The organism is Mycobacterium paraterrae (assembly GCF_022430545.2).
Taxonomy (GTDB): domain Bacteria; phylum Actinomycetota; class Actinomycetes; order Mycobacteriales; family Mycobacteriaceae; genus Mycobacterium; species Mycobacterium paraterrae.
In genome coordinates, this window is sequence record NZ_CP092488.2 from 12,636 (window position 1) to 26,191 (window position 13,556).

Sequence of the window (13,556 nt, forward strand, 5' to 3'; positions counted from 1 at the left end):
GAGCTTGCACTCAAGGTTCATATGTCGCTCGGCGACCCGCTGTGACCATGGCCCACAATGGAGCCGATGGAACAACCACAAGAAACCTTCTACGACGCCGTCGGCGGCGCGGAGACGTTCCGCGCGATCGTGGCGCGCTTCTACGAGCTGGTGGCCGAGGACGAGATTCTGCTGCGCCTCTACCCCGCGGACGACCTGGCCGGGGCGGAGGAACGGCTGCGTATGTTCCTCGAGCAGTACTGGGGCGGTCCCCGAACCTACTCCGATCAGCGCGGCCACCCCCGGCTTCGGATGCGGCACGTGCCGTTTCAGATCGGCCCGTTCGAGCGCGACGCCTGGCTGCGGTGTATGCATACCGCCGTCGCGTCGATCGACTCGGCAACGCTCGACGACGAGCATCGCAAGGCACTGCTCGACTACCTGGAAATGGCGGCACACTCCATGGTCAATTCGGCGTTCTGATGAGCACCCCTCGACACCGGCTGTGGTGGGCCGATGCGGTGTTCTACCAGGTCTACCCGCGATCGTTCGCCGACAGCAACGGTGACGGCGTCGGCGACATCGACGGTGTGGCCGGGCAGCTGGACTACCTCGAGCTACTCGGTGTCAACGCGATCTGGTTCAGCCCAATCATGGTGTCGCCCATGGCCGATCATGGCTACGACGTGTCCGACCCGCGCGACATCGATCCGCTGTTCGGCAGCCTGGCCGCGCTGGAACGGCTGGTCGCGTCGGCGCACCAGCGCGGCATCAAGATCACCATGGACCTAGTACCCAACCACACCAGCTCCGCGCACCCGTGGTTCCAGGAGGCGCTGGCCGCCGAGCCGGGGAGCCCCGCACGGGACCGGTACATCTTCCGCGATGGCCGCGGGCCCAATGGGTCTCAGCCGCCGAACAATTGGCAGTCGGTGTTCGGCGGCCCGTCCTGGACCCGCATCACCGAGTCGAACGGCAAGCCGGGTCAGTGGTATCTGCATCTCTTCGACGTCGAACAGCCGGACCTGAATTGGGACAACCCCGAGGTCTTCGACGACCTGGAGAAGACGCTGCGATTCTGGCTGGAGCGCGGCGTCGACGGCTTCCGCATCGATGTCGCGCACGGAATGGCCAAGCCACCCGGGCTTCCCGACACCGATGTCGAGATGCGGCCGAGAATGCTCAATGACGGCGACCCCCGGTTCAACCATCCCAACGTGCATGCCATTCACCGCAATATTCGCCGGGTGATGGACGACTTCCCGGAGGCGGTGACGATCGGTGAGGTCTGGGTGTTCGACAATGCCAGCTGGGCCGAGTACGTCCGCGCGGACGAACTGCACCTGGGCTTCAATTTCAGGCTGGTCCGGGCGGCGTTCGATCTGACCGAAATTCACGACGCGATCGAGAACACCCTGACCGCGGCGGCGCTGGAAAACGCCACGCCCACATGGACACTGGAAAACCACGACGTCGTGCGCGCGCCCACCCGCTACGGTGGCGGTGCGGTCGGACTCGACCGCGCGCGGGCCATGGCGCTGGTTGCGCTCGCGCTGCCCGGTGCGGTATTCCTCTACAACGGGCAGGAATTGGGCCTGCCGAACGTCGAGCTGCCCGACGAGGCGCTGCGCGATCCCACCTGGGAACGGTCTGGGCACACCAATCGCGGCCGCGACGGATGTCGCATCCCGATTCCGTGGCGCGGTGAGGCTCCCCCGTTCGGATTCTCCGCCTCGACTGATACCTGGCTGCCGATACCGCCGGAATGGGAGTCGCTCACGGTAGAGAAGCAGCTGCTCAATACCGACTCGACGTTGTCGTTCTTTCAGCATGCACTCGAATTAAGGCGCAGCCGTGTTGAATTCGGGGGTGACCGCGTCGAGTGGCTCGAAGCGACCGATGACGTATTGGCGTTCGCGCGAGGCGACGACGGGTTGTGCTGTGTGCTCAACGGCGGCGAGGAGCCGATACCGCTGCCCGACGGCGAGCCGCTGCTGACGAGCGCGCCGCTGGTCGACGGGCAACTACCGACGAACGCCGCCGCGTGGGTGGTGTTGTCTGACGCCCCGAGGTAGCGCAACGTCGCGCACATCTGGCATACATAACGCATGACATACGCCTGGACGGTCATCGGCGCGGGGCCCGGAGGCATCGCCGCCGTCGGTAAGCTGCTCGATCTCGGGGTGGCCGACGAGGACATCGCGTGGGTCGACCCATCCTTTGAAGCCGGCGACCTCGGGGCGAAGTGGCGATCGGTATCGAGCAACACCAAGGTCGGCGCCTTCTTGGAATACCTCAACGGCGCCAAAGCTTTCCGGTTCTCGGAGGCGCCGCCGATGCCGCTGACCGAAATAGACCCCGAGGAGACGTGCGCTCTCGCCCTGGTCGCCGAACCGCTCCTGTGGGTCACCGAACAGCTGCGTGCGCGGGTGAGAACTTTCACCACCACGGCCACCGGATTGGTGCTGGAGAACCGCCGGTGGCGGATCGACACCGACGAGCAGGTGCTGACGTCGAGCAACGTGATTCTTGCCGTAGGAGCGACCCCGAAAACGCTGAACTACCCGCAGCTGCAAGAGATTCCGTTGGACGTCGCACTCGACCAGGAAAAGCTCGCTGAGCAACCGTTGGAGAACGCGGTGGTTGCGGTGTTCGGCTCATCTCACTCGTCGATGATCGCGTTGCCGCATCTGCTGCGCCATCCAGTGGCGAAGGTGATCAACTTCTATCGCAGTCCCGTCAAATACGCTGTCTACCTGGACGATTGGATCTTCTACGACGACACCGGGCTCAAGGGCCGCGCAGCGGTTTGGGCTCGGGAGAACATCGACGGCGTGCTGCCGGACCGCCTCGAGCGGTGTCTGGTCGACGGCCCCGACTTCGACGCGAAGCTCGCGGAGTGCAACCTAGCGGTGTACACCGTCGGCCTGGAACGCCGGATACTGCCCGCCACACCGCAATGGGGTCAGCTTGATTACAACCCCGACAACGGCATCCTGGCCCCCGGCCTTTTCGGGGTGGGGATCGCGTTTCCTCAGCGCGCGGTCGACCGATACGGCTACGTCGAATACCGCGTCGGCCTGAAAAAGTTCATGGACTACCTCCACGAGGTGCTGCCGTTGTGGACCCGCTACTCGACATGATTCAACGCAGGACCACCGCCGGGTCGCCGCGCCGCCGGTACACCGAACCGAAGCGCGCGTCGATGCGTAACCAGGCCCGTAGCACGCGCACCCTGACGATCTCGTCGGAGCCGACAGAGTCTGCGTCGGAAGGCAGGAATCCCATTGCCGTCAAGGCGAATACGCACCGCAAGGGGACGCCGACAGAGTTGCCGCCGGCGCTGACGTGCACCACCTCCTGGTCGAGCAGCGACACGGGTGGACCCTGAGAGCTGCCGTGCTCCTTGGCCAGCTGCGATCCCCGCTGCGCCAGATCTAACATCAGCCGGGCGGGCACGTCGTCGAGATGGGTGAACCCCGAATCCGGCGGCAGCGCACCGCGCCAGGCCGAATCCATCGGAAACCCCGGATCGACGTAGCCGGAATCGTCGGCAGCGGTCAGTCCGCGCGCCAGTTCGTCGGCGCCGACCGACAAGTCGTCCGGTCGCACGACACCGCTCACCACCCGACTGGCTAGCACGTCCAACCCTGTTGCAGCCCATGCGGTGAAGTGCCCGGGTGGTCGGGTACGCAACCGGATGACCGCGGCGGCGTCCAGCCGCGCCGCCCGCTCGACGAACGCGGCCAGGTCGGCGCGGTGGGCGGCGACGGAGTCGGGACCCAGCCACACGCCCCGGTCGGCTACCTCAGCCACCGCTGCAGGTACTCCCGGTGATGCGGCGCCAGACGTACCAGTCGCTGCTCGTCGATGTTGAACGCGGCAAGCTGCGACTCGCCGATGACGGCGGGTTTGGACGCCGGGTCGGCGTTGACCGAACGCACTTCGTAGCCGAGGGTGAAATCGACCGCCCGCAACCGCTTCGTCCACATCGTCACCTGTAGCGGCGAATCGATCAGTCGCAGTTGACCTTTGTAGCTGACGCGGACGTCGGCGATCAGCAAACCGACTTCGAGAATGTCGGACTCGAAAGCCGGTTTCAAGAACGGAACTCGCGCCTCTTCCATGATCGTGACCATGGTTGCGTGGTTGACATGCTGATACATGTCGATGTCCGACCACCGGACCGGAACCGACGCCACGAATCCTGCTGGTTGACTCAACCCGCTGCTCCTCGCCCGCTGGTGCGCGTCATCGACCGGATCTGACGTGCCGCCACCGACAGTGTCGCCAGATCACGTTGTCCGCTTTGATAGATCTCTATCAATGTCCGCCGCGCCCGCTCGACCCGCGACGCGCTGATGTGTTCCCACTCGGCGATCTTCTCTTCACCGGTCTCGTCCGGCTCGCCTACCGCCAGCACGTCGAAACACAGCGAACGCAGTGACGCGTAGATGTCGTCACGAATCGCCAATCGCGCCAACGAATGCCAACGGTCGGCGCGTGGAAGCTCGGACACCGCGGTGAGCAGGCCATCGGTACCCAGGCGATCCATCAGCGCGAAATAGGTGTCGGCAACCTCGGCGGGGTCGCGATCCTCGATGTCGGCGACGTCGATGATGTCGAGCAGACTGAAGCGGTACAGACCGACCGCCACCATGTAGGCGAGGTCCGCGGATGCGCCGTCGCGGGCGAACTCGGCGGCTTCCTTTTCGACGATCGCCTTGTCGTCACCGCGAAGCCACTCCGACATCCGCGGCGTCAGGGCCGCGACTTTGCTTGCGAATCGGTTGATTTCGGCACCGACCGCCAGCGGCTGCGGACGGTAGTTGAGCAGCCAGCGTCCGGCGCGGTCGATCAGCCGTCGCGTGTCGAGCGTCATCTGATCGGACAGTGCGATTGGCAGGCACTCCGAACGAATCCGGTGCCACAGCTCCTCCACTCCGAAGATCGCATCGGTGGCGGCGTAGGTGCGCACCGCATCCACCGGGCTCACTCCGACGTCCTGAGTGATGCGGTAGTCGAAGCTGATACCCGCGGTGTCGACCAGATCGTTGACCAACATGGTAGTGACGATTTCGCGCCGCAGCTGGTGCGAGCGGATCGCCGGGCCGCACCGCTCGCGCAGCTGTGATGGGAAGTAGCGCGGGAGTTTGCCGGCGAATACCTCTTGGTCGGGTAGGTCGGTCTCCAGAAGTTCTTCCTTGAGAGTGAGTTTGACGTGCGCCATCAGGGTCGCGAGCTCCGGAGAGGTGAGGCCGATGCCGACCTCGAGCCGACGCGCGATCTCCTTCTCCGACGGCAGGGCTTCCAATTCACGGTTGAGCCCCCGCTCGGCCACCAGATATCGGATCAGGTCGGCGTGCACGGGCAGCAGACTGGGTGCGTTGGCGCGGCTGGTGCCCATCAAGTCGTTCTGGTCGGCGTTGTCGGCCAGCACCAGCTGGGCGACCTCGTCGGTCATCGACTCGAGCAGTTGCGCGCGTTCGGCCGGATCGATCTTGCCCGCGGTGACTTGCGAATCGACCAGGATCTTGATGTTGACCTCGTGGTCCGAGCAATCGACGCCGGCGGAGTTGTCCATCGCATCGGTGTTGATCCGCCCGCCGCACAGGTCGAATTCGACCCGCCCGTGCGCCGTGACGCCGAGGTTGCCACCTTCCCCAATCACCTTGGCGCGCAACTGGTTTGCGTTCACCCGCAGCGCGTCGTTGGCCCGGTCACCGACGTCCGCGTCCGATTCCGCTTCGGCTTTGACGTAGGTGCCGATGCCGCCGTTGAACAACAAATCAACGGGAGCCAGCAGGATCGCGCGCACCAGGTTCGGTGGCGTCATCTCGGTGACGTCGTCATCGATGCCCAGCGCGACGCGAACCTGCTCGCTAATCGGAATGGACTTGTGTTCGCGGCTGAATACCCCGCCGCCCTCGCTGATCAGCGACGTGTCGTAGTCGGCCCAGCTGGATCGGGGCAAGTCGAACATCCGGCGCCGCTCCCGCCAGGAGGCTGCGGAGTCCGGATTGGGATCGACGAAGATGTGGCGATGGTCGAACGCGGCCAGCAGACGAATGTGCTTGGAAAGCAACATGCCATTGCCGAATACGTCGCCGCTCATGTCTCCGATACCGACGACGGTGAAGTCTTGCGTTTGGGTGTCGACGCCCATCTCCAGGAAGTGCCGCTTGACCGCCTCCCACGCTCCTTTCGCGGTGATGCCCATCGCTTTGTGGTCGTAGCCGACGGACCCTCCGGAGGCGAAGGCGTCACCCAGCCAGAAGCCGTAGGACTGCGCGACCTCGTTGGCGATGTCGGAGAACGTCGCGGTGCCTTTGTCGGCGGCGACCACCAAATAGGCGTCGTCGCCGTCCCGCCGCACGACTTCGAGTGGGGCGCTTACCTCGCGGGTGTTGTGGTCGACGTTGTCGGTGATGTCGAGAAGGCCCGAGATGAACAGCCGGTAGCAGGCGATGCCTTCGTTGCGATTCGCGTCGCGGTCGGCGGCGGCGTCTCCGGTGGGCAAGGGCGGCTGCTTGACGACGAACCCTCCCTTGGCGCCCACCGGCACGATCACCGCGTTCTTGACGGCCTGAGCCTTGACCAGGCCCAGTATTTCGGTGCGGAAGTCTTCTCGACGGTCCGACCAGCGCAGGCCGCCGCGCGCGACGAATCCGAATCGCAGGTGCACTCCCTCGACGCGCGGCGAGTAAACGAAGATTTCGAACTTGGGGCGCGGCAGCGGGAGTTCGTTGATGAGCTGAGCGTCGAGCTTGAGCGACAACACATTCTGGCTGCGGGCCGAATCCGGGCGAGTCACAAAGTAATTGGTGCGTAGCGTCGCCTGGATCAGCTCGGCGAATGCCCGCAGGACGCGGTCGGTGTCCATGCTGACCAGCGCGTCGATGTCCGCGGCGACGGCCGCCGCCGCGGCCTGGGCGTCGCGGGTCCTCGGCGAACTGGAGGGGTCGGGGTCGAATAAGGCCTCGAACAGCGCGACCAACGCGCTTGCGGTGCGGGGGTTTTCGTTGACCACCGATTCGATGTGCGATTGGCTGTAGGGGAAGCCGGCCTGCCGGAGGTACTTCGCGTAGGCCCGGAGCAGCACCACCTGCTGCCAGGTCAGGCCGGCCCGCAGGACCAGTTCGTTGAACCGGTCGATTTCGGCGCGGCCTTCCCAGATCGCGGTCACCGCGTCGGCGAAGCGCTGGGCTGTCGCCTCCCGCTCCGGGCCGGGTGGGCCCAACGGGACGGTGGGCAGCGGGGTGATCTTGAATTGGTAGATCCAGATCGGCAACCCGTCAGGCCGCGTGACGGTGAACGGCCGTTCCTCGAGTACCTCTACGCCCATCGACTGCAGCATTGGAAGCAGCTCACTCAACGACGCTGTTCGGCCGCCCAAATACCATGTCAGGCGGACGGTTTCGTCGTAGTCGTGATCGGAGAGCACCAATTTGACCGAGTCGTCGGTCAGCTCGTCGAAGATCGCGATGTCGCTGATCGCATCCGTCGGGGTGACGAATTGTTTGTAGGCTTCAGAGAACGATCCCGCGTAATGCTCGGCCTCGATGAGTTCGACGCCGCCGGCGGCGGCCTCGGTGATCAGCCGGTCGGACCAGGTCCGTGCGGCTTCGGTGAGCAGCGACTGAAGCCTGGCCCGGTTGCTGTCCGACGTGTCTATCTTCGCCGCGGCAACGTCACCGAGGCGCACCATGAAATGCAGCAGCGCCCAGGGTGATTCGGTGACACGGGCAGTGAATTCGAGACTGGTCCCACCGAATTCCCGGACCAGGATGTCCTCGATCTCCAGCCGCACTGCCGTCGTGTAGCGGTCGCGCGGCAGGTAGACTAGACACGACACGAAATACTCCAGGCGGTCGGCCCGCAGGAACAGCAGTGCCCGGCGCCCCGATCCCAGGTCGACCACCGACTTCGCCATCGTGAAGAGCTGCTCGGCGCTGCGCGCGAAAAGCTCGGAGCGGGGCACGGTTTGGATGACGTCGAGCACCAACTGGCCCGGATGTGCGGGATCGAGGTCCGCCAGGCTCAGCACCTCGTGGACCCGGCGGGAGATGATCGGGATTTCCAGGACATCGGCGTTCATCGCCGCAACGGTGAACAGGCCGATGAGCCGATGCTCGAAGACATCGCCGTCGACGTTCTCGCGGACGGCGAACACATAGGGGTAGGCGCCGAAGCGCAGGTAGCTGGCGACATCAGTCTGCGCGAGCGCCAGCAACTCGTGGTCCAGGGTCAAACGTGGCCGGGAACCCGTGCGGCGGCGCAGGACTCCGAGGCTGGCCGTCGCGGCGTCACCGGAGACGCGTCCGTCGCTCACCGGGCAGCGCTGGTATCCCAACAGGGTGAAGTGCCCTCCGGCCAGCCACCGCAACAGTGTCGCGACGTCGGCGTTGTCGCTTCCCGGGTAGTGGCCGGCGGCATTGTTTTCCACGTCGTCGGCGAGATTCTCGAGGACGGTGATCATCGCCGTCGCGTCCGCCGCCACCCGTCGCAGGTCGGCGAGCACACCCGGCAGCAGGCGCTCGGCCTCGTGCAACGCATCGCGGTCGACCGACGGTGAAAGCTGGACGTGGACCCAGGTTTCGTCGATCCCGCCGCCGGCCGGTTCCCGTGCGCCGATCGCGACCAGGTCGCCGGCGTCATCGCGGGTCACCCGGAAGACCGGGTTCATAATCGCGGTGTAAGCCACCCCGAGCCGATGCAACAGCACGGTCACCGAATCCATCAGCATTGCGCCCTCGTCGGTGACCACCTGCAGCGCAGGACCGAAGCCGCCATTGTCGTCGGGCGGGTAGACCGCGACTCGGCTCTCCCCCTCCGGCCGGTGCGCACCGAGCCGGTAGTGGGCGCCCAGCAGGGCCGGTGTCACCGTGGGCAGCTCGGCGTCGGTGTCGGCCTCGTCTTTGTGGGGACCCTGGTAGCTGTCTGCGTAGGCGGCCGAGATCCACTCGGGGATCTCGTGGTTGTCGCTGAACTCCGTCCAGGCCTGCGCGTCAACCGTCATGCCGACCGCTTTCGGCGCACGCATACCGACGATGGCATGCCCGCGACACTAGTCGCGTGTGAGCCTGCGGTGAGTCACCCGGTGTGGACGCGCCGCGTCGGCGCCGAGACGCTCGATCTTGTTCTCCTCGTAGGCGCCGAAGTTGCCTTCGAACCAGAACCACTTGGCCTCGTTGTCGCTGTCGCCTTCCCACGCCAGAATGTGCGTGCACGTCCGGTCGAGGAACCAGCGGTCGTGGGAGATCACCACCGCGCAGCCGGGGAATTTCTCCAGCGCGTTCTCGAGCGACCCCAGGGTCTCGACGTCGAGGTCGTTGGTCGGCTCGTCGAGCAGGATCAGGTTCCCGCCCTCTTTGAGCGTGAGCGCCAAGTTGAGTCTGTTGCGTTCACCACCGGACAGCACGCCCGCGGGCTTTTGCTGGTCGGGGCCCTTGAAGCCGAAAGCCGACACGTATGCCCGCGACGGGATCTCGTTCTGGCCGACCTGGATGTAGTCGAGTCCGTCGGACACCGTCTGCCAGACCGTCTTCTTCGGGTCGATGCCACCGCGCGACTGGTCGACGTAGCTGAGCTTGACCGTCTCGCCGACCTTGACCACGCCACTGTCCGGCTGTTCAAGGCCGACGATGGTCTTGAACAGCGTGGTCTTACCGACACCGTTGGGACCGATGACGCCGACGATGCCGTTGCGCGGCAGCGTGAACGACAAATCTTTGATCAGCGTGCGTCCCTCGAAGCCCTTGTCGAGGTGCTCGACCTCGACGACCAGGTTGCCTAGTCGAGGACCGGTCGGGATCTGGATCTCTTCGAAGTCGAGCTTGCGTGTCTTCTCGGCCTCGGCCGCCATTTCCTCGTAACGCTGCAGCCGCGCCTTGTTCTTGGCCTGGCGGGCCTTGGCTCCCGACCGGACCCAGGCCAGTTCCTCGGTGAGACGCTTTTGCAGCTTGGCGTCCTTGCGACCCTGCACCGCGATGCGCTCGGCCTTCTTCTCCAAATACGTGGAGTAGTTGCCCTCGTAGGGGTAGGCCCGACCGCGGTCGAGCTCGAGGATCCACTGGGCGACGTTGTCGAGGAAGTAGCGGTCGTGGGTGACGGCCAGCACCGCGCCCTCGTAGGCGGCCAGGTGCTGCTCGAGCCACTGCACGCTCTCGGCGTCGAGGTGGTTGGTCGGCTCGTCGAGCAGCAGCAGGTCCGGCTTGGACAGCAGCAGCTTGCAGAGTGCCACCCGTCGCCGCTCACCGCCGGACAGGTGGGTCACCGGCTCGTCGGGCGGCGGGCAGCGCAGGGCGTCCATCGCCTGTTCGAGCTGCGAGTCGAGATCCCACGCGTTGGCGTGGTCAAGCTCTTCCTGCAGCCGTCCCATCTCCTCCATCAGCTCGTCGGAGTAGTCGGTGGCCATCAGCTCAGCGACCTCGTTGAAGCGGTCGAGCTTCACCTTGATGTCGCCGAGTCCTTCTTCGACGTTGCCGCGAACGGTCTTTTCCTCGTTCAGCGGCGGCTCCTGCTGCAGGATGCCGACGGTCGCGTCGGTGGCCAGGAAGGCCTCGCCGTTGTTGGCCTTGTCCAGCCCGGCCATGATCCGCAAGACGCTCGACTTACCGGCCCCGTTGGGGCCTACGACACCGATCTTGGCGCCCGGATAGAAGCTCAAGGTGACGTCGTCGAGGATGACCTTGTCGCCGTGCGCCTTGCGGACCTTCTTCATCGTGTAGATGAACTCAGCCATGCCGCGGTGTTGCCTTTCTGATTGCGAGGTAGTGCTCGCGACCATCCTAGGCATCCTGTCCGGCACCGCTGCGGGCCGCAGCTAAGCCGACAGTGCTAGCGGCGCCTCCTCGGCCGGCTCGTCGTCGGCGGTCTTGGGTTCCTTCACCTCATCAATGGGCGTCGATCCGGCCGCGACGGTCTTCTCGACGCGCGCGATGCAACGCGAGAGATCAGGGCCGACCGCGGTGGCGCGCATCTCCAACGTCGAACGTTGATTGCCCTCGCGGTCCTCGTATTCGCTCGTGTAGACGTGCCCTACGACGATCACCGGTGAGCCCTTGCGCAGCGATGCGCCAACGCCGGAGACCAGCCGGCCCCAGCAGTTGACCGTGACGAACAGCGAGTTTCCGGCCTCCCAATTTCCGTCGGCCCCGCGACGCCGAGAGTTGCTCGCCACCCGAAATTTCGTCACCTCTTGGTCACCGACCGCGCGACGGATCGGGTCGTTGACGATGTTGCCGACCACGGTCAGCGATGTTTCGAACATTCTGTTTCCTTTCCTCGATGACGGCGCATCGCCGCCTTGTACTGCGTCCATTCACGGCGCAACCCCCGACAGATCGGTCGGCCTGCCGCAACGGCGCGGCCTTGCTGTGGAGTAAGCCTCGGGTGTGGACAAGACGTCAGGCTGGCCGCGTGCGTCCGCGCCACTCGGCGTGTGTCGTGCCCAGCTTCGAGCGACAATCGCGCACTCTGCGAAGTTGTCGCTCTGAGGCGGGCACTTCGCCCGCCCCGACCTTTGCCGGGACTGATGTGGCGAGTGTGGCGAAAGTTATCGCTGGCCGGAAGTGTCGCGGCGAGCCAGTTCGGCGAGCATCGCGTTGTAGGCCGCCAGGTCGGCGTCGTCGTCGCGGTCGGCGGCGCGGTCCAACCGACGGGCGGTTCGCTGGTCGCTGCGCGTCCACTGGACCAGCAGCGCGATCATCACCACGACCAGCGGTATTTCGCCTGCGGCCCAAGCCATTCCACCGCCGAGCCGCTGATCACCCATCAGGTCGGTGTGCCAGCTCAGGTGCAGCGACCGGTAGAAGTTCTCGCCGAGCACCTTCTCCATGCTCATCAGGACGATCGCGAAAAATGCGTGCAACGGCAGCGACGCGAACACCACCGCCACCTTGGCCAGCGGCGGGATCGGCCGTGGGGTTGGGTCGACACCGATGACCACCCAGTAGAACAGGTAGCCGCTCAGCAAAAAGTGCACATTCATCACGACGTGGCCGATGTGGCTGCCGACTGCGACGTCGAACAGCCCGCCGAGGTAGAGCCCGTAGAACCCGGCCACGAACAGCGCCGTCGCGACCACCGGATTCGTCAGGAAGTGGGAGATCTTGCTGTGCAAGGCGGCCAGAATCCATTCCCGCATACCGGGTGGTTCGCCGCGGCCCGCGGGCGGCAACGCGCGGAGTGCCAGGCCGACCGGTCCCCCCAACACGAGCAGGATGGGGACCAGCATCGACAGCGTCATGTGCGCGGCCATGTGCATGCTGAACATCGCGGGCATGTAGCGGCCCATCCCCGACGAGCTGACAAACAGCAGCGTCGTACACCCCAGCAGCCACGACACCGTCCGACCCGTCGGCCACGCATCGCCGCGACGGCGCAGGCGGCGCACCCCGGCCAGATACAGCGCCGCAAAGACGATGGCCGCCGAGCCGAAAATCAGGTCGAAACGCCAGTCGAAAAGCACTCGCATCGGCGTAGGTGGTCCGTCGAAGTCGTAGCCGATTTTCACGTCGGTGATCGACGGCACACCGATCGGCAGCGGCGGCGGCGGCGTGCGGCCCAAGCCGACCGCGACCCCGAAAGTGAGACCGAAGACCGCCGCCTCGATGAGCGCGAGCCGGATCAGCTGGCCGCGCGAACTCGGATCGGCATGCAGCGCCGCGACTCCGACGCGGCGTTGCCGCCAGCCGACGACGCCGAGCAGACACAGCGCGACGAACTTGACTAAGACCAGGCGCCCGTAATCACTGGACAGCAGATCGGACGGGCGGACCCGCACCAGGGCGTTGACCACGCCACTGACGGCCATCGCGCCGAAGCACCACACCGCGATCGTGGAGAACCGCCGCGCGGCCAGATCGGCGTGCCCGCCGCCGCGCATCACGTGCGTCAGTAACGCCAGCAGCCCGCCGGCCCATAACGCGCCCGCCACCAGATGGATGAGCAGGCTGTTGGTGGCCAAGTCATGGGACCCACCGGCCGACGAGTGCCCCGTCAGGCCCAGCGGTATCAGCGTCACCAGCGACCCCGCCACCAGCAGCGGCGTCCACGACCAGCGCAACACCGGGAGGCTCGCCAGCGTCAGCACCGCAGCCAACAACGCGGTCCAACGCCAGGCGGCCGAGATGTTGATGATGCCGGCCAGCGACCAGAGATTCGCCGGGTTCAGGTGCGCGGTGAACGGCTGCCCTGACACGTCGGAAATAGTCAGCGGAATCAGGAGCGCGGCGCATACCGCCCATGTCCCGGCGGCCACCGTCCCGACCCGCAGTGCGCGGTAGCCGTCGGCGTCCAGGACGCCGTTTTCCTGCGGCGGCACCAGAAATGCAGCGGTCAAGAACGATCCGACGGCGATTACCGCGGCGATCTCACCGGCGGCCCGGACGAACGGCAGCCCGATCGTGGTCACCGGGCCGGGATTCGGCAGTCCGGTGGCGGTCAGAGCCGCCGCCAGTGACAGCGCCCCGATGCCCGCGGCCGTGCACCCGGCCAGCGCGGCCACCGCGATGAGCAGCGGCCATGCCGACGCCCGGCGGGAGCCTGGCGGCGCGGTGACGGTCATACCCAAA

At 65.8% G+C, this 13,556-nt stretch carries 9 protein-coding genes; 3 read left to right on the forward strand and 6 right to left on the reverse strand.

Features of this window, described 5'->3' with window-relative positions; genetic code table 11:
• Positions 1–57 precede the first annotated feature (57 nt).
• Genes MKK62_RS00070 through MKK62_RS00080 form a run of 3 tightly spaced genes read left to right on the forward strand, consistent with a single transcriptional unit; the run spans position 58 to position 3,122 of the window.
• Entirely contained in the window at positions 58–462 is a 405-nt protein-coding gene (locus MKK62_RS00070) for a globin (RefSeq protein WP_286670879.1), read from the forward strand.
• Positions 462–2,054, forward strand: coding sequence for a glycoside hydrolase family 13 protein (locus MKK62_RS00075; protein ID WP_240262975.1), 1,593 nt, complete (start codon positions 462–464; stop codon positions 2,052–2,054). The genes MKK62_RS00070 and MKK62_RS00075 overlap by 1 nt, the downstream gene beginning before the upstream one ends.
• A gap of 33 nt (positions 2,055–2,087) precedes the next feature.
• Positions 2,088–3,122 carry an FAD-dependent oxidoreductase gene (locus MKK62_RS00080; protein ID WP_240262974.1) on the forward strand — a complete coding sequence of 345 codons (1,035 nt, stop codon included), beginning with the start codon at positions 2,088–2,090 and terminating at the stop codon, positions 3,120–3,122.
• Between the two features lies 1 nt (position 3,123).
• Here MKK62_RS00080 and MKK62_RS00085 read toward each other — a convergent pair whose 3' ends face one another.
• The 6 genes from MKK62_RS00085 to MKK62_RS00110 form a co-directional block, all read right to left on the reverse strand.
• On the reverse strand, positions 3,124–3,795 hold the full coding sequence (locus tag MKK62_RS00085) for a DUF8185 domain-containing protein (protein ID WP_240262973.1): 672 nt from the start codon (positions 3,793–3,795) through the stop codon (positions 3,124–3,126).
• Entirely contained in the window at positions 3,783–4,145 is a 363-nt protein-coding gene (locus MKK62_RS00090; RefSeq protein WP_240263907.1) for an acyl-CoA thioesterase, read from the reverse strand. The genes MKK62_RS00085 and MKK62_RS00090 overlap by 13 nt, the downstream gene beginning before the upstream one ends.
• A gap of 53 nt (positions 4,146–4,198) precedes the next feature.
• Positions 4,199–8,998 (reverse strand): NAD-glutamate dehydrogenase, encoded by a 4,800-nt coding sequence (locus MKK62_RS00095; protein ID WP_240263906.1) that lies wholly within the window; start codon positions 8,996–8,998, stop codon positions 4,199–4,201.
• Positions 8,999–9,046: 48 nt separating this feature from the next.
• Positions 9,047–10,723 carry an energy-dependent translational throttle protein EttA gene (ettA, locus tag MKK62_RS00100; protein WP_240262972.1) on the reverse strand — a complete coding sequence of 559 codons (1,677 nt, stop codon included), beginning with the start codon at positions 10,721–10,723 and terminating at the stop codon, positions 9,047–9,049.
• Between the two features lie 81 nt (positions 10,724–10,804).
• On the reverse strand, positions 10,805–11,251 hold the full coding sequence (gene ssb / locus MKK62_RS00105) for a single-stranded DNA-binding protein (protein ID WP_240262971.1): 447 nt from the start codon (positions 11,249–11,251) through the stop codon (positions 10,805–10,807).
• A gap of 285 nt (positions 11,252–11,536) precedes the next feature.
• The gene (locus MKK62_RS00110; RefSeq protein ID WP_240262970.1) at positions 11,537–13,549 is read right to left on the reverse strand and encodes a bifunctional copper resistance protein CopD/cytochrome c oxidase assembly protein; all 2,013 of its coding nucleotides are present in this window, start codon (positions 13,547–13,549) and stop codon (positions 11,537–11,539) included.
• Between the last annotated feature and the right edge of the window lie 7 nt (positions 13,550–13,556).